At 65.9% G+C, this 19,814-nt stretch carries 15 protein-coding genes and 3 pseudogenes; 6 read left to right on the top strand and 12 right to left on the bottom strand.

The genetic code is table 11. The features are described from left to right. Positions 1 to 283: 283 nt before the first annotated feature. A complete protein-coding gene (locus EXU48_RS10020; protein WP_133107495.1) occupies positions 284 to 2,200 on the top strand; it encodes an SH3 domain-containing protein in 1,917 nt (638 codons plus the stop codon). Positions 2,201 to 2,221: 21 nt separating this feature from the next. On the opposite strand, the gene EXU48_RS10015 is transcribed toward EXU48_RS10020, so the two are convergent. From EXU48_RS10015 to EXU48_RS09990, 6 genes are all read right to left on the bottom strand, one after another. Beyond that, positions 2,222 to 3,142 carry a dihydrodipicolinate synthase family protein gene (locus EXU48_RS10015; protein ID WP_207947684.1) on the bottom strand — a complete coding sequence of 307 codons (921 nt, stop codon included), beginning with the start codon at positions 3,140 to 3,142 and terminating at the stop codon, positions 2,222 to 2,224. Continuing rightward, positions 3,142 to 3,966: a carbohydrate ABC transporter permease gene (locus EXU48_RS10010; protein WP_207947683.1), complete on the bottom strand. Its 825-nt coding sequence runs from the start codon at positions 3,964 to 3,966 to the stop codon at positions 3,142 to 3,144. Before EXU48_RS10010 ends, EXU48_RS10015 begins: the two co-directional genes overlap by 1 nt. Beyond that, entirely contained in the window at positions 3,963 to 4,904 is a 942-nt protein-coding gene (locus EXU48_RS10005) for a carbohydrate ABC transporter permease (RefSeq protein WP_133107494.1), read from the bottom strand. The genes EXU48_RS10010 and EXU48_RS10005 overlap by 4 nt, the downstream gene beginning before the upstream one ends. Positions 4,905 to 4,908: 4 nt before the next feature. Further along, a complete protein-coding gene (locus tag EXU48_RS10000) occupies positions 4,909 to 6,174 on the bottom strand; it encodes an ABC transporter substrate-binding protein (protein WP_133107493.1) in 1,266 nt (421 codons plus the stop codon). 43 nt (positions 6,175 to 6,217) lie between these two features. After that, the gene (locus tag EXU48_RS09995) at positions 6,218 to 7,126 is read right to left on the bottom strand and encodes a dihydrodipicolinate synthase family protein (RefSeq protein WP_133107492.1); all 909 of its coding nucleotides are present in this window, start codon (positions 7,124 to 7,126) and stop codon (positions 6,218 to 6,220) included. Positions 7,127 to 7,196: 70 nt separating this feature from the next. Continuing rightward, complete coding sequence (locus EXU48_RS09990; protein WP_133107491.1) at positions 7,197 to 7,874, bottom strand: FadR/GntR family transcriptional regulator; 678 nt, start codon at positions 7,872 to 7,874, stop codon at positions 7,197 to 7,199. Here EXU48_RS09990 and EXU48_RS25395 point away from each other — a divergent pair. The 3 genes and pseudogenes from EXU48_RS25395 to EXU48_RS25560 all read left to right on the top strand — a co-directional run. Beyond that, positions 7,868 to 8,101: pseudogene (locus EXU48_RS25395) on the top strand (hypothetical protein); the annotation flags it as partial. The gene EXU48_RS09990 and the pseudogene EXU48_RS25395 sit on opposite strands and share 7 nt — an antisense overlap. 22 nt (positions 8,102 to 8,123) lie before the next feature. Beyond that, complete coding sequence (locus tag EXU48_RS09980) at positions 8,124 to 8,279, top strand: SDR family NAD(P)-dependent oxidoreductase (protein ID WP_133107490.1); 156 nt, start codon at positions 8,124 to 8,126, stop codon at positions 8,277 to 8,279. A 214-nt stretch (positions 8,280 to 8,493) separates the two neighbouring features. Further along, positions 8,494 to 9,751: pseudogene (locus tag EXU48_RS25560) on the top strand (IS1634 family transposase); the annotation flags it as partial. A gap of 572 nt (positions 9,752 to 10,323) precedes the next feature. On the opposite strand, the gene EXU48_RS09965 reads toward EXU48_RS25560, so the two are convergent. Together EXU48_RS09965 and EXU48_RS09960 are read right to left on the bottom strand one after the other, a co-directional pair. Further along, positions 10,324 to 10,956 (bottom strand): hypothetical protein, encoded by a 633-nt coding sequence (locus EXU48_RS09965; RefSeq protein ID WP_133107487.1) that lies wholly within the window; start codon positions 10,954 to 10,956, stop codon positions 10,324 to 10,326. Next, complete coding sequence (locus tag EXU48_RS09960) at positions 10,957 to 12,198, bottom strand: DUF262 domain-containing protein (RefSeq protein ID WP_133107486.1); 1,242 nt, start codon at positions 12,196 to 12,198, stop codon at positions 10,957 to 10,959. It lies immediately after the preceding gene. 322 nt (positions 12,199 to 12,520) lie between these two features. On the opposite strand from EXU48_RS09960, the pseudogene EXU48_RS09955 reads away from it, so the two are divergent. Next, positions 12,521 to 13,679: pseudogene (locus EXU48_RS09955) on the top strand (IS3 family transposase). 589 nt (positions 13,680 to 14,268) lie between these two features. Here the strand turns inward: EXU48_RS09955 and EXU48_RS09950 are convergent. Genes EXU48_RS09950 through EXU48_RS09935 form a run of 4 tightly spaced genes read right to left on the bottom strand, consistent with a single transcriptional unit; the run spans position 14,269 to position 17,666 of the window. Next, positions 14,269 to 14,739 (bottom strand): DUF1643 domain-containing protein, encoded by a 471-nt coding sequence (locus tag EXU48_RS09950; protein WP_235856943.1) that lies wholly within the window; start codon positions 14,737 to 14,739, stop codon positions 14,269 to 14,271. 19 nt (positions 14,740 to 14,758) lie between these two features. After that, positions 14,759 to 15,943, bottom strand: coding sequence for a TIGR02391 family protein (locus tag EXU48_RS09945; RefSeq protein ID WP_133107484.1), 1,185 nt, complete (start codon positions 15,941 to 15,943; stop codon positions 14,759 to 14,761). 19 nt (positions 15,944 to 15,962) lie between these two features. Then, on the bottom strand, positions 15,963 to 17,423 hold the full coding sequence (locus tag EXU48_RS09940; protein ID WP_133107483.1) for a HEAT repeat domain-containing protein: 1,461 nt from the start codon (positions 17,421 to 17,423) through the stop codon (positions 15,963 to 15,965). A 3-nt stretch (positions 17,424 to 17,426) separates the two neighbouring features. Continuing rightward, positions 17,427 to 17,666 carry a helix-turn-helix domain-containing protein gene (locus EXU48_RS09935; protein ID WP_235856942.1) on the bottom strand — a complete coding sequence of 80 codons (240 nt, stop codon included), beginning with the start codon at positions 17,664 to 17,666 and terminating at the stop codon, positions 17,427 to 17,429. A 62-nt stretch (positions 17,667 to 17,728) separates the two neighbouring features. Between EXU48_RS09935 and EXU48_RS09930 the strand changes: the two genes are divergently transcribed. Next, positions 17,729 to 19,435: a DNA methyltransferase gene (locus EXU48_RS09930; protein WP_207947682.1), complete on the top strand. Its 1,707-nt coding sequence runs from the start codon at positions 17,729 to 17,731 to the stop codon at positions 19,433 to 19,435. Positions 19,436 to 19,814 lie beyond the last annotated feature (379 nt).

Raw genomic sequence — 19,814 nt, 5'->3', positions numbered from 1 at the left:
CGCTGACGCGAGGCGAACAGAGCCCCGACAGCGCGAAGACCGGCCGTGTAGGTGATCGTGCCTCGCGCTCTGCCCGATCGTGCAGAACGGGACGGCACCGGCCGGACGACACTTGAGTCCTTCGCCGGGCGAAGGTGTCCGGCCGCCGTTGTCGGCGGGAACGGGTGAGGCAATGGGGACCTCCCGCACATCACAGCCCGAGTCGGCGCGGGGTGGAGCAGACCGTGCGCACCCCGCCGACTCTGCTCGGCGCGCGGCTCCGGCGGCGACCTCCGCCGCGGCGATGGCACCCAGCGGTGCCTCGATCGCCGCCCTGCAACGCGCGGCCGGCAACCGCGCGGTCGCTCTGGCGCTCGCCCCGGGTGGTCGTCCACCCCCGGGTCGGCCGCTCCCGGTCCGGGGCGGTCACGTGGCCGAGCGCAGGTCCGACGTCGCCACGATCCAGACGGTCGGGCAGCCGGTCCAACGGGCGGATGCGCCCGAGCTCGACCCGTTCCGCGGTCAGAGCGTCAACAAGCCCGGGCAGGTCTCCGCGCCCGGGGACCAGTACGAGATCGCGCGGGACTCCGGTGTCAACCTGCGCGCTCGTCCCGACGGCGCGCTCCCGTCCATCGCCAAGGTGCGGTACGGCGCCGACGTGCAGGTGCAGGCCCTCGACACCACCGGCGCCTTCTCCTTCGTCGTCGCTCGTTCGGGGCCGGTCGGGTGGATCAACAAGGACTTCCTCGCGCTCGACCCGCCGGACAGCCAGGCGCGGATCCACCACATCACCGAGGACAACCTGACCACCATCCTGAAGAACGAGTACGTCGACAGGGGGCTGTGGAAGCTCGAGACCGGCAACGACTACACCACGCTCGCCGCCGCCGTGGTGGTGGCCAACAGCGGCCGCAAGGGCGTGTTCGTGGACTGGGACGCGGCGGAGAAGTACAAGGAGGAGAACCCGCTCAAGGCCTGGCTGGACCCGTGGATGATCGACAACTTCGCGATCTACCACGGCTCGATCGTGCTCACCGGACACAACATCTGGCTCCCCTCGACCGCGTACGTCCGCGCGCTCCAGGCTTCGGGTGTCATCGGCTCGCGGCCGGGCTGGATCAACGCGGCGGTCGACGTCGGCAAGACCCTGGCGGGCTTCACCGCCGGTCAGGTCGCCGGGCTGTTCGGCTCCATCTGGGACACGCTCACGGGCCTGTGGGACCTGGCCGCGGGGATCGTGGACACGATCCGCGGTGCCCTCGACGGTTCCCTGTTCGCGGCGATCTCGGACATCTACGACACGATCGTCGGCCTGACCCTGGAGGACGCCCAGCGGATCGTCGCCGAACTCGTCACGATGGGTCAGGGTGCGTTCGCCGACTTCAAGCGGAAATGGAACCACCCGGACGCCTACCAACAGTGGTTCTTCAAGGGCTACCTCGTCGGCGCGATCGCCTTGGAGGTCATCCTCGCGATCTTCACCGGCGGTGCCTCACTGGCGGCCAAGGTGCTGGCGAAGATCGGCAAGTACCTCCCCAAGCTCATGCGTGTCCTGGACGCGTTGCTGGACGTCGCGAAGAAGCTGCCCGGCCGGCGCGACCGGGGACGCGACGGCGACGAGCGCCGGGACGGCGACGACGAGGACCTGAGCCCCGCGGACCGCTCCTGGGAGCAGGCTCGGGCGATGGCGGCACTGGTGACCGAGGAGCACGACCGCCGCGACACCCCGGTGGCCACCCTCATCCCGCTGCTCGACGCCACGATCGCAACGAAGTTCTCCGGCGTGAAGGGCTACCAGGCGATCCGGACGGGCTCGCCCGGCACGTACAAGATCGTCCAGCGGACCCGGCGACGCGACGTCGACGACCACTACACGGAGAAGGAGGGGACCGGGGAAGGGGTCCCGATGACGAAGGACCGCATGATCGAGGTCATCAAGGAGATCGATTCCGGACGGCCCGTGCAGTTCACGTCCGAGGTCGCCGAGGCGCTGCGCATGAATGCCGAGCTCGCCACGGCCAAGTGGGTCCCGGCAGCGGACGGTCGGATCCGGTGGAAGTCGATCGAAAGCCAGCTGCGTCTGACGCGGTGGCGGTTCCTGCCACAGGCCCCGGAGGTCGCGCAGATCCTGCGGTCGGGGCTGGAGCGGCTACCGGCGGGTGCTCAGCGCACCGAGTTGTCCGAGCTGCTCGACGGCTGGGTCGGTGGCAGCGGTGGGTAGGTGCGTCTGCCAATACCGCGCTCAGCCGATCAGGACTTCCGGCAGTAGCGCCCGCGCGTCCACCCGAGCCCGCGCCACCGCCGCCTCCTCGGCACCCGCCCACGGCCACCTCACCTGGGTGCCGACGTCCGCCCACCCGCCCACGGCCGCCAGGAACTTGTCGAGCGCCGGGTCGCCGAGCCCGCGGGCGGCCAGGGGCGCAACGTGCGCCGCGAAGAACTCGGCGATACGACGCTCGACGTCAGTTGCGCCGTCGGGGTCTGTCTCGATCTGCCGCCACCACGCGGCCGCACCATACGGCGAGAGCGCGGCGATGTTGGAGTAACTGCCGCTCGCGCCGCGGGCGACGCCGGAGGCGAGCCGGTGCCCGGGCACGAACAGCGCGCAGTCCAGGGCCCGCATCCGCGCGAACCAGGCGTCGTCGCGGTCCAGCGTCTTGATGCCGATGACGGCGGGTACCTCGGCGACGATGCGCGCGAGCAGGTCCGGGCTGACCTGGGTCTTCGCGTGCTGTGGGCTGTAGAGCACGAGTGGGACGGGTGCGGCCACCTTCGCCACCCGGTCGAGGAAGCGCAGCACCTCGGCCCCGCTGAGCGGGATCCAGTCCGGCAGGATCACCTGGATCGCGGCCGGCCCGAGGTCGCGGGCGCGGCGCACCCGCTCGAGAGACGCGTGCGCCAGCGGGTGGCTGGCTCCGAGCTGGAACGGCTTGCCGACGGCGGTGCACGCCTCGGCGAGGATGTCGTTGACCTGGTCGTACTCGTCGTCGGTCAACGTGTGGAACTCCCCCGCGGTGCCGTGCGCGTAGACGCCGTGCAGGTCGCTGCCGGCCAGATAGTCGACCTCGGTGCGGAGGCGGCCGGGGTCGATCGCGTCGTCGGGCTCCAGAGGCAGTAGCAGGGTGCCCCACACCCCGCGCAGCTCCCCGGCGGTCAGCGCCATCAGTCCTTGATCCCACCCTCGGAGATCCCGGCCACCACGTACCGCTGCAGCAGCACGAAGATGACGACGATCGGGATCGCGATGATGGTCGAGACGGCCATCAGGTTCGTCCACTGGGTGCCGAACTGCGCGACGAACCGGTTCAGCACCACGGTGATCGGCTGGATCGCGTCGCTGGTGGCCAGGGTCAGGCCGAACACGAACTCGCCCCAGGTCATCACGAACGTGAGGGTGGCGACCATGACCAGGCCGGGCTGGACCAGTGGCAGCCCGATCTTGACGAACGCCCGGAACCCGGTGCACCCGTCGAGCAGGCCGGCGTCCATCAGGTCCTGCGGGATCGCGAGCATGTACGGGCGCAGCATCACCACGGCGAACGGCAGCGCGAGCGAGGTGTTCGCGATGATCAGCCCGGCGTAGGTGTCCACGAGACCGTAGTCGCTGAAGATCGCGAACATGGGCAGTGCGAGGCTGATCGTGGGCAGCATCTGCGCGGCGAGCATGAGCAGCATCACGATGCCGTTGATGCGTAGGCTGAACCGGGCCAGCCCGTACGCGGCCGGCACCGCGAGCGCGAGGGTGAGCAGCAGCGTCGGGATCGTGATGATCGTCGAGGACCAGATGCCCTGGAGCACCGCGGAGTCACCGAACACGGCGTCGGAGTACGCGGCGAGGGTGGGTGGCGACGGCACCAGGTCCGGCGGCGAGTTGAACACGTCGCCGGTCTCCTTCAGCGACGTCGCCACCATCCAGTACACCGGGATCAGGTAGATGACGGCGATCACCAGGCCGGCCGCGGAGAGGCCGAGGTTTCGGGTCCTCACTGCGCGTCCTCGGACCGGGTCGCGCGGAAGTAGAACAGGGCGAGCACGGTCGGGATGACGAGCATCAGCGTGTTGATGGTCGCGCCGCTGCCGAGCTCGAAGTTCACGAACGCCTCGTTGTAGGCGAGGATCGGCAGCACCGTGGTGGCATCCCCGGGGCCGCCCTTGGTCATGATGAAGATCGTGTCGAAGGTGCGGAACGTGTAGATGAACCCGAGCAGCGCGACCACCAGGGACACCGGTCGCAGCAGCGGCAGCGTGATCGCCCGGAACCGGGTGAGCGGCCCGGCGCCGTCCAGGCTCGCCGCCTCGTACAGGCCCTTCGGGATGTTCTGCAGCCCGGCGAGCAGGAGCAGCATCGCGAACGGCGCCATCGTCCACCCGGTCGCGAGCACCACCGCGACCAGCGCCGAGGTGCCCTGGCCGAGCCAGAACACCGGGGCGTCGATGATCCCGAGCGACATCAGGGCGTGGTTGGCCAGCCCGTAGGACCCGTCCAGGATCCACCGCCACACGTTCGCGGCCACCACCGACGGCAGGATGTAGGGCAGGAAGATCGCCGCCCGCACGGCGTTGCGGCCCACGAACTTCCGGTTGAAGAAGACCGCGAGCGCGAGCCCGATCACGTACATCAGCGCGATCGTGGCGACCGTGTAGATCAGCGACACCCGCAGCCCTGCCCACAGCTCCGGGTTGCGCAGTTCCTCGGCGTAGTTCGCGAGCCCGACGAACTCAATGGTGCCGGCCAGGAACTTCTGGATCGGGGCGTCGTACAGGCTCAGCGAGATGTTGTAGTACAGCGGGTAGAGCGTGGTCGCGGCCACGAAGACGACGGCGGGGGCGATGTAGGCGTACCGGCTCCAGTGCCGCTTGGGTCGGGGTCGACGGCGGGGGCTCGCCTGCGTAGTGGCCCTCGCCGTCTGCACGGTGCTCGTCATGGCCTCAGGCCAGCGCCTCGTCCGCCGTGGCCTGCGCGGCCGCGAGCGCGTCGGCGGGTGCGCCGGACCCGGACAGGCTGACCTGCAGGGCGTTCTGGATCCCGGTGAAGATCTCCGCGGAGACCGGGGCGACCTCCTCGTCCGGGGCCCAGGCGACGTCCAGCTGGGAGATGAACACCTGCCGGGTCTCGTCCGCCCAGATGTCCGCCTCGGCGGTGTCGGAGCGGACCGGGAGCTTGTTGCGCTCCGGCAGGTACTCGTTCATCACGTCCGGCTGCTGCATCCAGGTGATCAGCTCCCAGGCGGCGTCCGCGTTCGCGGAGTCCTTCGTGATCGTGAGGTTCTCCGCGGACAGGAACGAGAACTGGTCGACGTCGGAGGGCATCGGCACCACGCTGAAGTCGAGGTCGCCGGCCTCGGCGAGCGAGGACAGGTAGGACGCGCTGTTGATCATCATCGCGGCGGTGCCGTTCTGGAACTGGAGGGTCACGTCGTCCTCGTTCCAGGTGAGCACGCCCTCGGAGATCGCGCCGGCATCCTTCAACCGGACGAAGGACTCCATCGCGGCGAGCCCGGCGTCGGAGTCGAGCTCGCGAATGTCGCCGCCGGCGGCCAGGAACCGCAGGATCCACGCCGTGGACCCCTCGACGCCCTCGATGCCGCAGAACACGAGCCCGAAGCTCTGGCCCTCGGTGACGGCGGCGGCCACGGCCTCGACCTCGGTCCAGGTGGTGGGTGCCTGCTGCCCGGCCGCCGCGAGCGTGGCGTTGTTGACCCAGAGCGAGTAGGTGTCGGCGACGTGCGGGACCGCGTACGTTCCGCCGTCGAACATCGTCGTGGCCATCGGCCCGGAGAAGTACTGATCGCTCTCGCCCCAGTCCGCCACCCGGTCGGAGAGGTCGACGATCATGCCGGAGTCGGCGAACAGCGCCGTGTCGAAGGCGTTCACGAGCGCGATGTCCGGCAGGTCGCCGGAGGTGGCCGACTGCAGCAGGGTCCGGTTGAAGTCCCCGAACGGGATCAGCCGCGGCGTGACCTCGACGCCGGTCTCCTCGGTGTACCGGGCCAGCAGCGCCTCGATCGGTGCGGTGGCGCCGCCGCCGTAGTAGTGCCAGAAGGTCAGGCTGGAGCCGTCCCCGGTCTGTTCGGCCTCCTCGCCGGCGTTGCCGCCGCCGGGGGTGCACGCGGCGACGGCGCCGAGGCCGGCCGCGCCGAGCCCACCGATGAGCAGGCGCCGGCGGGTGAGGTTGAGGTGATCGACGATGTTCACAACAGCTCCTTTGCTCCGGTGGGCAGCGAACTGCGCCGGTGAGTCAGTGTCCGGATGGGGTGAAGAGTTCGGGGTGCGCGTCGAACAGGGCGCGCACCCGTGCGGCGCCGTCGGCGTCGAGGTCGTGCAGGGGGTGGCGCGAGGGCCCCATGGCGAACCCCTGGAGGCGCAGCAGTTCGCGCAGGGTGGGCAGCACCCCGGTGGCGACGAGGTCGCGGACGTAATTCGAGACGAGGGCCTGGGTGGCCCGGGCGGAGTCGTAGTCGCCGCGGCGGAACTGCTCGAGCAGGCGCACGAACAGCTCGGGGGCGGCGTTGAACGTGGAGCCGATGGCGCCGCGGGCGCCGGAGACGAAGCCGGCGAGGGCCACCTCGTCGTGCCCGTTCCAGACGGCCAGCCGGCCGTCGCCGATCCGGGCGAGCTGCTGCAGCCCGAACATGTCCAGGGACGTGAACTTCACCCCGGCCACGTTCGGCTCCTGGGCGAGCTCGGCGAAGAACTCCACGCTCAGGTTCACCCCGGTGCGGCCGGGGAAGTTGTAGGCGACGAACGGCACCTCGCAGCCGCGGGCCAGGGTGCGGAAGTAGTCCAACTGCTCGGCAGGGGTGAGCGGCACGCTCGGCAGGATCGCCGAGACGGCGTCGACCCCGGCCGCCGCGGCGCGGTTGGCCAGGTCCAGGGAGAGCCGGGTGGCGTTCGTGCCGATGTGGGCGATCACCGGCACCTGCCCGCCGGCCTCGGCGACCACCACCTCGATGCACGCGAGCCGTTCCTCGGGTGACTGCATCACGCCGTCGCCGGTGCTGCCGCCGACGTAGAAGCCCGCCACGCCGCGCTCGAGCAGCGCCGCGGTGAGGCGACCCAGTTCGGGAAGGTTCGGTGCGCCGTCGTCCAGATACGGCGTGAGCAGCGCGGGCACGATGCCGTGCGCGCGCTCGAGTGGTTGGGTCATGGGTGGTGCGATCCCTCCTGGGATTTCTGCCCGGCCCCGAATGCGGCCGGCGGGTGGTGATGCCGACCGCTCAGTCGGTGGGCCGCATGAGCCGATCGAGCCGGTAGTCGATGTCGACGAAGTGCTGGTCGAGCGCGGAGACGGCGTCGCCGCCGGAGCGCAGGGCGTCCACGATGGCGCGGTGCCGGTCGGCGAGATCGTGGTACTGCAGCGGCGGGAGTTCGGCCTGCATGCGGGACATGAGCGTCCAGAACATGTCCAGGACGTCGAGGATCAGGTCGTTGCCGATGGCCTCGTACATGGTGCGGTGGAACAGCCGGTCCTGCTCCGGGAATGCCAGGCCCTGCTCCTCGAGCCCGACCATCTCGTCCACGATCGCGTCCAGGCGGGCCAGCGTCTCCTCGGAGATCCGCGCGGCGACCTTCGGGATCAGGCCACGCTCGAGCGCCGCCCGCAGTTCCAGCAGCTCGTTCAGCTTCGCCCCGTTCGCGATCATCCGGTACGGCAGCAGCCGGATGACCGGGCCGAGGGAGAAGTCCTGCAGGAACAAGCCCTTGCCGGCCTTCGCGTAGAGCACCCCCATCGACTGCAGGCTGCGGGTGGCCTCGCGCAGGGACCCGCGGCTGACGTCCAGCTGGACGGCGAGCTCCCCCTCGGAGGGCATGGGGTCATCAGGGCCCAGGCCCTGCTCGGTGATGTACTCCAGGAGCTGGGCCTGCACGGTCTCGAACAGGTTCGCCTTTGCCACGTTCGGGAACCTATCAGATATCTGACAGGTCGCGACATCGGTTCCTTCGATCCCTGACCGCCGACACCAGCAACCCGCCCCTGCCCCGCACGCTCGAGGGGCGACGCGCCATCGTCACCGGCGGTGGCGTCGGCATCGGGCTCGGCATCGTCCGCCGCTTCGCCGCCGCAGGAGCCCGCGTCGCCCTCACCACTTACTCCCGGTCCGCCGACGACGCCGTCGCCCAATTAGCCGACGAGGGGTTTCGACGTGCTCGGCCTGCGGTTCGACGCCACCCACAGCGAGCAGGTGACCGCCGCCGTCGACCTCCTCGCCGAGCGCCTCGGCGGTCTGGACGTGGTCGTCAACAACTCCGGCGGACTCGTCGGCCGCCACCCAATCGCGGAGACCTCCGACGCGCACTGAGACGGCGTCTGGCGGGTGAACGTCTCCTCGACGTTCTACGTCAGCCGCGCCACCCTGAAGCACCTCGGCCAGGGCGGGCGCATCATCAACATCTCCTCCCTGGCCGGCTCCGACCTGAGTTCCACAGGTGCTGGTGACGCTCGGGGTGTTTGTGCTGGTCAGGGGGTTGGCTTGAGTTGTCTCGGGGCACTAGCCGGGCGGGCAATCTCAGGATGTGGCTCCTTACATCCGTCGAGTGAAGACGTCCTCGGGTGCCACCGCGGTGCAGATCGTGGAGAAGCGCGGTGGGTGCGGCGGATCGTCGAGCACGTCGGGTCAGCCCACGACGAGCTGGAGTTGGCCGTGTTGCTGCAGGCCGCGCGGGAGGCCCTGAACGCGGGTCAGGATGAACTCGATCTTGGCTTGGACCACGAGCAGGAGCCGGCGACCTCGAGGCGTTGGTGCGGTCCTCGTCGAGCCGGATCTTGTGGGAGGTGCTGATCGACGCCTACCGGCTCCTCGGGTTTGAGAAACTCGGTGACGAGGCGTTCCGGTCGTTGGTGCTGGCCCGGATCATCGAGCCCACCTCGAAAGCGGACACCATCCGGGACTTGGAGGAGATCGGCGCCGGCCCCGCACCTGAACACCCTCTACAACTCGCTCAAACGTAGCCGGGAGCGTGATTACCGCGACATGCTCGCGACCGCGTGTCTGGCGCACTCGGCCAGGACCACCGGCACAGCGGCGTTGATCATGTATGACGTGACGACGTTGCACTTCGAGAACGCCGACGAGGACGAGTTGCGCCGGCTCGGGATGAGTAAAGAGCATCGGGTCGACCCGCAGGTCCAGGTCGGGTTGATGGTCGACCCAGGCGGGTTCCCGTTGGAGGTGCACCTGTTCGAGGGCAACAAGGCCGAGACGACCACCCTGGTCCCGGTGTTGACCGCGTTCCAGGAACGGCACGGGGTGACCGACATGGTCGTCGTGGCCGATGCCGGGATGCTCTCGGCCGGGAACCTGAACGCGTTAGAGGAAGCCGGGTTCTCCTTCATCGTCGGCTCGAGGCTGACGAAGCCCCCTACGACCTGGCCGACCATTTCGAGCGTCACGGGAACTACTTCACCGACGGGCAGGTCCTGGAGTCGACCCGGGTGATGGGCACCGGGCAGGCGGCGCGGGAACGGCGGATCGCCTACCAGTGGTCGTTCAAACGGCAGAAGCGTGATGACCGCAACATCAACCTGATGATCGCCAAGGCCGAGAGGAGCGCCGCGGGTGAGGTTCCGATGCGCAAGGCCCGGTTCTTGAAGGTCACCGGCGCGGCCAAGGAACTCGACCAGGCCACTATCGACCGGGCCCGGCAACTCGCCGGCCTCAAGGGCTACGTGACGAACCTGGACCCCGAGACCTTGCCCGCAGCCGCGGTGATCGCCGCCTACCACCATCTGTGGCAGGTCGAGGCCTCGTTCCGGATGACGAAGTCCGAGGTCGCCCCTCAAGGAATCACCGTCAACGCGATCGCCCCCGGACTGATCCTGGAAACCCCGTTCCACGAGACGTTCACGCCGCCGGCCGACCAGGAGAAGACGATCGCGTCGACACCGGTCGGGCAGGCCTGACGTCGCGGCGGCGGCCGAGTACTTCGCGCGAGACGACAGCGCCCTTGTAACCGGAAGGGTGCTGGATCTCAATGGCGGGGTGCAGTTCTCCTGAGTCACACAGGCCGAATTCCTCAGCACGGCGACGAATGAGCAAGCGGTCCAGAGTTCGCAGCCTACGTCTCGACCTCAAATCTGGCAATGCCATCGTCGCGGTCAGGCCCGATAAATTCATCGACCTGAGTTCAATTCGGCGCGAGATCAAAGGACTTGTTGTAATTCCGGAACGCTTAGAGTTGCCTGATGGCGGGCGGCGGAACCGTGACCGGCCGCGTCGGCGATCAGGATGTGCGCAGCCTAGACTCCGACCGGCAACACAGCCGCGATTAAGCAGAATCCCGACGTCCGCTAGCACCACGTTGCAGCCCCGCCAACCCTACGTCCGCAAGCTTGCAGGATTGTCATCACGGCACCCCTGCTGCCGTGACGCGCACCGGAAATGTTACCTCCATACGGCCTATCGCCTCGTCGAGCACCTTCAACTGGTTCACAATATCAGAAACACGCTTCTTGACGTCGGGAGGATGCTGGAAACTCTTCGCACGCGGGGCAGTGTGAACAGCAGGATCTCTGTCACTGCTTAGCGATTGGAGTAGATCTGGCAGTCCCGGTGGAACATCGTCGGTTCGAACTCCGACCGGATAGACGAGTCGGTGGAAATCCTTGGCCCCAATACCATGACTGCTGTCCACCGATGCAATGTAGGACTTGAGAAAAGCATCGTACATATCGTAATACTCTGCGACGTCTTCGATGTGAATCGGGGTCTGTCGATTGCTATTCTTCGTTGCAGCCCACACCACCAGGGATGAACCCGTTGCGGACGGCTTGGACTTCTTCAATCGATCGATGCCGGAACGGGCAGCAGCCCGGCACCGATCCTCGACGTATTGTTCGATCGCTCCGCTTGCGAGGATTAAGAATGCGGCCGCTCGAATCGAGTCCTCCGGTGACGCCAGGTCACCATTGTCCGAAATTAAGGCAAAAGCAAGCTCTCCGACCTTGCTTTCGAGGGATACCCAGGTCGTCGACGCCATTCATTCCTCCAGAGGCAATAAATTGCTCGCGGGCGTGGCCGGCACCCTGACCCTTGTGAGGAGTTCCATCGCGGGCTTGATCCGGAGGTCTATGTCGGCGATCTCCTCGACCGCACTTGCCCAAGTCTCGAACCTTTCCGAAACGGCCGTGACCGACTTCGTTGTCGCGGTGATGCTAGTTCGAAAAGTCTCATCCTCGGTGCAGAGCCGCTCAAACTCCGTTCGGATCTTCACCCGGACGTCGCGGATCTTCTCGTCCGCGAGGCTCTCATCACCGAGAACCACAGCCATTAGATCAAAGACCGCTATGTTGAACCGCCGATTGTATTTCCCGCCATCAAAACGAAGGAATGCGTCGTCTCTAAAGACCTCGAAAGTCCGGTCGATCCCCCGCTCGCACCGCGCCGCTAGTTCCTCAAAATATTCGAAACCCCGCTCGGCCCATTTCCTTCCGCCCAACTCGCACGTCTCATCGAGGAACAGACGTAGATTCCCGCGGTAGTCTTTGAAACGAGTGACCCATGCGACGTATCGAAGGAGCATCTCCGCGTCTCGCATCCGGAAATCCTCCGCCTTGATTCGCCGCGCGCGATGAAGTTGCGCGCTCTTCGCGGAACGCGAATTTATCCATCGGGTAAACTCGTTGGGAAATAGGGCCTGCCGTAATTCTTGCGGGGAAAGTGGAAGGCTGTTCTGATTGAGACGGATGAAGACTTCATACAATACGGCCGGGTGGCCCCAGTTTCTTACCACGACGGTTCGGATGGGTTGAGTTAAGAAATTGTCCGCATACTCTCCACCTAGGAGCGAAGCCTGCATATCGCCGAACGTGAGGCCCTCAAGGTCGTTTGCGAATCGCATCCCTCGCAGTCGGAATTCGGGAAAATGCAAACTCGGCGATGCAAATTGCTTCAGAGTGACGAGCCTCTGTTTACCGTCCAAGACGATGAACCGACCCCGACGCTTATCCTCCGCGAGAACTATCTGGGGGATCGGCAGTCCGAGAATCAGACTTTCGATGAACGCGCTCTTCTTCGAGGCCGTCCAGGCATCGCGGCGCTGAAAGGTTGGATTGATATCAAAACTCTCGCCGATACGCTCAAGAATTGACTGGACACTCCAGTCCACGGTGTACAAGACAATCTGGTCTAGATCAGCTGGTGTTAGTACATCGTCAGGTGGCGACTCCCCATCAATTGTCTCGTCGGGTAGTTCGAGCACTGGGGCCTCCTCGGCTGTCATGCGACGCAAGCCTAGGGCAGGCTTCGTGCCCCGGGACGCAGTTTCGTCGCCCAGACCGACCTTGGTGGAACCAGTTCATGTGTTGCTGATGCGCGGTGGTGCCCATGGGTGGACCCCGGTCGAGGATCTCGCAAACCTCTGTGGGACGGCAGTCTCGACACTGAACTCTTGCTCCCCGGCTCCAACGGTCGTCCGCTCAGGATGTTGACGAGATGGCACCCCTGAGGCTCTCCACGGTTCGTGGTGAAGTGGTCGGGGTCTGCTGCACGGATAGGTGACAACTGACCTGTGGGGACTTGGTCCCCGCTGGAAGGATGTCCCTGTGCCCAGACCCCACCCTCGGGAGTTCCGAGACGACGTGGTGGCGATCGCCTGCCGCGGCGAGGCTCCGTTGTCCCAGATCGCGAAGGACTTCGGCATCTCCGATTCGTGTCTGTGCAATTGGATGCGGACCGCCGATGTCGAGGACGGACGCCGTCCCGCAGTGAGCGCAGGCGAGTCGGCCGAGCTGCGCGAGTTGCGGCGTCGTAACCGGCTGCTCGAGCAGGAGAACGAGGTCCTGCGCCGCGCGGCGGCCTATCTGTCCCAGGCGAACCTGCCGGGAAAAGGCTCTACCCGCTCGTGAGTGAGCTCGCCGGTGACGGGATCCCCGTCGCGGTGACGTGCCGGGTCCTCAAGCTCGCAAGACAGCCCTACTATGGTGGCTGGCCATGTGGATCACCGCTCGCGAGATCGAGGAGGCATGCCTGGCCAACGCGCTGTTCGACGCCCACCACGACGACCCCGAGTTCGGGTATCGCCTGTTGGCCGACGAGGCCGCCAGGGCCGGCCTGCGCGCTTGTGACCGGTGGGTCTGGCGGATCTGCCGGGACAACCAGTGGTGGTCGGTGTTCGGCAAGAAGCGGGCGAAGAGCGGCAAGAAGCCCGGCCCGCCCGCGCACGAGGACCTGGTCCACCGGTGCTTCCGCGCCGACCGACCCAACGAACTGTGGCTCTGGGACATCACCGAGCACGCCACCGCTGAAGGCAAGATCTACCTCTGCGCTATCAAGGACGTGTTCTCCAACCGGATCGTGGGCTACTCCATCAGCGACCGGATGAAGTCCCGGATCGCAGTCAAAGCCCTGGCCGACGCCCTCGCGCGTCGCACAGACGTCGCCGGCTGCGTGGTCCATTCCGACCGAGGATCTCAATTCCGATCAAGGAAGGTGCTGCGAGAACTGCACCGCCATGACCTCGCCGGGTCGATGGGCCAGGTCGCCTCCGCAGGAGAGAACGCCGCCATGGAGTCCTTCTACTCGCTGTTGCAGAAGAACGTCCTGAACCGGCGCCGCTGGGCCACCCGCGAAGACCTGCGGATCGCTATCGTCACCTGGATCGAACGCACCTACCACCGCCGCCGACGCCAAGCCCGACTCGGCCGCCTGACACCCATCGAATACGAGACCATCATGACCACTCAGGTCGCACTCGCCGCCTGAGACCAACTGTCACCGATCCGTGCAGCAGACCCCACAGCCGCCTAAACCGTTAGTTGGGAACTGTCCGGAAAACGCAGGGCCGATCAATGTGCTCTAGCTGCTTGTGCTGATCCATCCACCGCGACTTGCCCTCAAACTCGCTCAAATCGCCAATCCTACGAGCCGCCATCTACGCTTCGACGCTCCCCCGAGTTGGATCAGATTAGTGCGCACGTCGGACCGCACCGTGTCGGCCAGTTCCGCCGGTTGCGGGCCCGACCTGCTGGCCGTGGGCTCGTGACGGCGCCACCAGACAGCGAGTCGACTTGACGGATGACCGGCATGGCGTCGTGGGACCCGTTGATCGGCCGTTCGACACGCTTCCGAGGCCCGCCCTGACCAGCCTGGCCAGGGCCGCAGCGTGAGCGCGGCCCGCCGCTGGCTTACGCCTGTGGCCGATCTTCGTCCCCTGGATCGTCCGATTAGTGCGCAGATCATGTGGGTACGGACAGCAAAACTGCAGGTCAGCGGACTGTGGCTCCCCGAACGCCGCCATCGTGACCCAAGTCAGGTCAAACTCGCTCAAATCGCCAACCCTACGAGCCGCCATCTACGCTTCGACGCTCCCGAGCGGCTGCAGAGTGAGCACCTGCACAAGCCGCTCCTCGAACGTCCCGCCAGTGGCTCGCCCGTGCTTGTCGGCGACGTACTGGTGCCACCTCGATGGGTGTCTGGGCTCGCCGCCCACCGTCCAGAAGTGCCGGTGCCCCCTGCGCTCGGCCTCCTCAATTAGCCAGGCTGCCCGCTCGCCCCGCGCACGCCTGAAGTTCCCCGATGCGCCGGCCACGCCCCAAGCAGCCAAGACGCCGTGGGCGGCCCGAAGTTGCTCACTTAGCCGCTGCTGCAATTCCGGCCATGACATCTCGTGGGCGGACAGGAGGTTGAGTTCGACGACGGTCGGCGTCGGGTCTGCGAAGAGGTTTGCGACCTCGTAGCCGTCGAATCCGAGCACGCCCGCCGCGCGGCGCACGGCCCCGCGTGACCGCGCTCCGGACGATGCGCTCGGTGGGTTCAGGAGCACCGCGAGCAGGTGGCCGTTACTAGCCACTTGTCGGCTCAGCGAATCGCGCCTTGGCCTTCGGCGACAGCTTGGCCTCCTCGAGGAACGGCAGAAGGCCGGCCATCTGGCTGTTGCCGAAGACGCCTGCTGTAGGGAACTCGAGTAGCTCGTCGACATTTTTTGACGTGAGGCCGTCGACCACCAACTCAAGTTGCAAAAGCACGAGGTCGCTGTGGTCGTAGCTGCGCGTGTAGTCAGCCTCCGCTAGCCACTTGTCCTTGAGCATCCTGCCGACGGATGCAGACTGGAGACTGGCTGGCAAATCCAGTTCCTCCATCCACTCGCCACAGACAAAGACGTCGTAGAACCCAATGCCGCCACAGCAACCGCGCGTGGCCGGGAGCAGCTCTTCGTGCTCCTGAACCGTCTCCTCGCTGAAGTACCTCGCAATGAGGTCGTAAGCCAGCCTCGCGAGCGCGATGTAGTGGATGGCGAGATTCGGTTCAAGAGGCGTCACGAGCGTGTGCGCCTCCTTATTGCGGAGGACCTGAACTCCGAGGTGCGGGCAGCCGACGCCTCGGGAGAAGTCCGCCTCGGCGTCATCAGATGCCTCGGCCTTGCCAAAAAGCAGCATGTAGAGCAGCTTACCCGTTGCGGCCTGATTGAAGACATCAGTTGCCTTCTCGTTGCCGGTCAGCTCACGGAGCTTCTCAAGTACGATCTTGTATGACTCATCGACGGCGCGGAAGTAGTCTTCCGCTCCGAGGAACTGCTCGACGTGGCTGTAGATGTCCACATGGATCTCGATCGGGATCCGATTGGCGGTGACCAAGGCTGCAGTCGTGATGGGCACTGGCGTACCTGCGCCAGGTACTGGCGGACTACGACGTGCAAGCTTTCTTGCCAGCTCGCGGATCTTGGTGTTCCGATCGTGCGTGGCGCTTTGACCGGCTACGGAAACACTCGCTGCATGCCGAGCCTCGATGTAGCCGGCGAGAGCGACAACCGTCGCCGATACCTCTACGTCCGAGGCGATCTGCCAGAGCGTTTGCGGCCTCTTCGCTTTGGAGGTGCCGTACTCGCCGTACGGCGCGTCATAGATGTCGACGCCGAGGGGATCGAAGAACTGCGCGAATGACGTCTTCGTAAAGTTCAGGACGTAGCCGCTGCCCATGCCGAGTAGAGTCTCCGAGAAGGTCTTGTGTGCAACGGAGAGCTTGCTCAAACGAGCCAGGTCCAATCTGCTAGAGGCGCACGCGCTGCCGCGTCAGAACATCGAGCCCACCGTCTGTGTCGGGTTGCCGCATCCAGTCACGGTGTCGTGCTGACAGAGCACGAAGCGTGGCCCCTGTCGTCGAGTCCACCAAGTGCAGCATGCGGTTCACCTCCGCGGGGTCGGTGTCCCCAATCGCGAGCAGCGAAATCAGATACACCTCGACGGACATTTGGTTAAGGACGCCTAATAACGTGCGGGCGTGCCCGTGCCTCGCCAGTAGATGAGCGGCAGATGTTGCCTCACGCACTGAGCCGTCGGTAACGGCTGCAAGCAGTGCGTCCACTATCGAACTCGGCAGTACGTCCGGCATCGCCGCAGCGGCGTGTAGTGCCACGACATTGTCGTCGTCGGAGACCAACGGCAGGAGCGGGTCAAGCGACGGTCGCGCACCCAGCCCGAGACCCCATGCAGCAGCGGCGCGAACTTCGCTCTGCACCTTGCCGGTCGCGCTCACTATGGCTTCGAGTGCTCTGACCGCCGCCACAGTGTCAAGCTCGGAGAGCGTGAAGACCGCCTCCATCTGCTCGCCTTCCTTGGCGCTGCTGTCCATTGCGCGGTCGAGCAGGTAGACCGTCGCCCTTTCGTCCACCGGCGCGAGACTGGCGGCGGCCTCCAGTCGCAGGCGCCAGTCGTTGGCTGTGTGGGCCTGGATCGCGCGGAGCTCGTCAGCAACCTGTTCGGGCCCGAGGAAGCGCGCTGCCTTGACCGACGGGAAGCTCAGGTCCTGGTCGCTGGCTACGAGATCGGCACGCCAGTCCCATACGTCACCCGCGCACGTCACTTCAGCAGGCTCAACGCAGGTTGCCAGGACGTCACCCGCCTCGAAGTGCTCGCCCACGCCCCGCAGCGGATAGAACGCAGCCCAGTGTGTGCCTTTGTAGGTTTGTCGCCGACCGCTGTCCTTGAGCACCACCACGGTCTTGTTCGAGGCATCGACGTCGAGCACCTCGCCACCCTGCGTCGGCACTGTGGTAGGCCACGACACATCCGACTCTGCGCCGTCCGCGATGGCCTTGCGCATACCCTCCCTGAGCGACGGCTCGGCATCGTGCAACGCCTGCCGTGTCACGTAGGCGACTTGGCCGACATCTGGACCATGCTCGGTGACGCGTACGCGCACGAACGCGAATACGTCTTCCTGGCGCATTCCAGCCCACCACTCGCGGCCGGGCGTCCTACCCGAGTGCGACAACTTGAACTCAAGCTTTGTCTTGCCCTTGGACTCGAAGCGCCGCCCGCAGCGGATGCACAGCAAGTCGGCTAGGCGCAGACGCTTGACCTTAGTCATCCAGATCTTGTTCGCCTTGGCGTAGCGTTCCAGCTCGATGATCTCGTGCCCGCGTCGCTCCAAGTCGTCACTGACTGCGGCGGTCGCGTAGGCGCCCATGGTCAGGAAGCGCGCAAAGTCCTCTTCCTCTTTGAACGCCATACGTCAGGCGTCCTCGAGTAGCGTGGAAGCAGTGACGCCCAGCGCACCCGCGAGTACGTGGATGTTGTCCAGCCCGACGTTGCGCTGGCCGCGTTCGAGCGAAGAGATGTAGGTGCGGTGGAGTCCCGAAGCCTCGGCGAGCTCCTCCTGGGACAAGCCGGCGGCGTGGCGCAGCTCACGGATACGGTCACCGAACGCAGCCCTGTGGACAAGATCCATCGCCTTGTCGGCTTCGTGCATCATGATGAACCGAAGCTAGGACTACGCAGACGATGGGTCTACAGACTATGAGTAGCATCAGCCAGATGGCCGAAGAGATCGTGGTAGGGCGGGGCGACCCCGTCTACATGGCGCACGCCTATCTGACCAAGGTGCCCGTCCCTGGGATTACGCCGTTCATTGAGGCCTACTGCCCGCCCGGTGGCCTCGTCGTCGACCCGTTTGCTGGCTCCGGCATGACGGGCGTGGCGGCGATCGCCACCGGGCGCAGCTCGCGCCTCTCTGACATCTCCGTGCTCGGGCGGCACATCGGGTCGAACTATGTGAACCTCGTTGACGGCACGGAGTTGCAAGCGGCAGGGACCAAGGCACTCAAGGGCGCCGAGGCTGAGGTCGGCTCGCTCTACTCAGTGCCGTGTGACAACTGCGGCCGTGAAGCGCGACTGTCCAAGACCGTCTGGAGCGTGCTGGTCGAGTGCGGCTCGTGCCACGAGCCGGTCAACTTCCACCGCTCGCTCGAAGCTGCCAAGTGGTCGAAGTCGAACATGCAATGCCCGCATTGCGCTGCCGCGATCACCAGCAGGCTCGACCGCGTCGGCGAAGAACCGGTGGTCGACTATGTCTCGTGTGACTGCTCGTCCAAGCAGCGCGAGCAGCCCGCCCGGTCGGCGCCTGAGCTGCCGACCAAGGTACTTGACTTCCCCCGAGTAGAGATCACGCCCGACCGCGAGATGTACCGAGCCTCCGCGCTCGGCAAAAGCGGGCACACCACCGTCGCCTCGTTCTACTCGCCTCGGAACCTGCACGCGCTCGTTGCATTACGGCAGCAGATCCGTGAGGTCGAGAATGCGTCGCTGTCGAGCAAGCTCCTATTCGCGTTCACCGCGACGCTGACGCGCGCGAGCAAGCGTTACCAGTGGTCACATAAGCGCCCGCTCAACGCCGCGAACGCGAACTACTACATCGCCCCGATCTTCTATGAGTGGAATGTCCTCGAGCTGTTTGAGCGCAAGGTCGTCTCGGTCGCTCGCGCGGATGAGTGGATCCGGGACCGCGCCTTCGCGCATGGCTCGGACGCTGACAATGCAGTGTCCGAGTACGTCACTGAGAGCGCAGCGGCCCTGAGTATCCCTGACGCCAGCGCTGACTACGTCTTCACCGATCCACCCTTCGGGTCGAACCTGTATTACGCCGACATGGCCCTCTTCCAGGAGGGCTGGCTTGATGGCTTCACGGACGTCACACAGGAAGCCGTCATCGACCGCAGCACGGGGACGAAGCGCTCCGCTGGGCGTTACGAGCAACTACTCACCGATGCGCTCCGCGAGTGCCGGCGGATCCTCAAACCGGGTGGCCGCGTCTCGATGGTCTTCGGAAACTCGTCAGGCAAGGTCTGGGCACTCGTGCAGCGTGCCGTCGCCGCGGCGGGTCTGAAAATCGAGCCCGAGCGCATCGTGATCCTCAACAAGGGCCAGCGATCCGTGAAGGGTCTCGCGTCGGGCTTCGAGCACGTAGCCACGCTCGACCTCGTGCTCACGATGGTCCAGGCCGAGAATGCTGAGGCGTCGCTCATTGACCCCAGCAGCGAAGAAGTCGCGGTAATTGGCCGCGAGCTTGCCGGCAAGGGAGTGCCGACGCCGAGCCACCTGTACCTCGAGCTCCTGCGACACGCTCTGCGCAGCGGATGGAGCGTGGCCGACCTAGACCTGCGCACCGTGACGTCAGCGCTCATCGACGACGGCTGGACGATTGAGCCGACGGCAGGGCGCCTTGTGCGGCCCGCCGCTGCCTAGCAGACCGGCACGGAAGAGGAGGGTGACTGTGGCTGCCTTTGGCCTCGCCTCTTGGTGTCTCTAGACTGCGAAACCTGGTCCTGCTCGGTGATACTGGCGAGCATCCGCACCATCATCGACCTCACTTGCGAGGCGCTCCGGTCGTGCACCTTGTTGACGATCTCCGACGTCACGCGCTCCCACGTCTCGGACAATAGCCCGGCTAGTTAGTGGACCCGCTTTTCGTACTCGCCATCGTCGAGGGTTGCGCGGTCCTTCTTCAGACGCTGGAGGCCAGTGTCGATCGTGCCCATTCGTTGGGTGATGTCCCGCGCTCTCCAGGGGAAGCCTTCGGTGCAGGAGCCGGGGGACCGTGCCCTTCTGGCTCCGGTTGACATTA

Source organism: Occultella glacieicola, assembly GCF_004353825.1.
Taxonomy (GTDB): domain Bacteria; phylum Actinomycetota; class Actinomycetes; order Actinomycetales; family Beutenbergiaceae; genus Occultella; species Occultella glacieicola.
Note: the sequence above shows the minus strand (reverse complement) of the source record. Positions and strands in the feature narration are given on the sequence as shown.

Bases quoted from the DNA above. Each gene is read 5' to 3' on its own strand.
- EXU48_RS10020 (WP_133107495.1), top strand. From the start codon at position 284: ATGGCACCCAGCGGTGCCTCGATCGCCGCCCTGCAACGCGCGGCCGGC.
- EXU48_RS10015 (WP_207947684.1), bottom strand. From the start codon at position 3,142: ATGGCGCTGACCGCCGGGGAGCTGCGCGGGGTGTGGGGCACCCTGCTA.
- EXU48_RS10005 (WP_133107494.1), bottom strand. From the start codon at position 4,904: ATGACGAGCACCGTGCAGACGGCGAGGGCCACTACGCAGGCGAGCCCC.
- EXU48_RS09995 (WP_133107492.1), bottom strand. From the start codon at position 7,126: ATGACCCAACCACTCGAGCGCGCGCACGGCATCGTGCCCGCGCTGCTC.
- EXU48_RS09965 (WP_133107487.1), bottom strand. From the start codon at position 10,956: ATGGCGTCGACGACCTGGGTATCCCTCGAAAGCAAGGTCGGAGAGCTT.
- EXU48_RS09960 (WP_133107486.1), bottom strand. From the start codon at position 12,198: ATGACAGCCGAGGAGGCCCCAGTGCTCGAACTACCCGACGAGACAATT.
- EXU48_RS09940 (WP_133107483.1), bottom strand. From the start codon at position 17,423: ATGGCGTTCAAAGAGGAAGAGGACTTTGCGCGCTTCCTGACCATGGGC.
- EXU48_RS09935 (WP_235856942.1), bottom strand. From the start codon at position 17,666: ATGATGCACGAAGCCGACAAGGCGATGGATCTTGTCCACAGGGCTGCG.
- EXU48_RS09930 (WP_207947682.1), top strand. From the start codon at position 17,729: ATGGCCGAAGAGATCGTGGTAGGGCGGGGCGACCCCGTCTACATGGCG.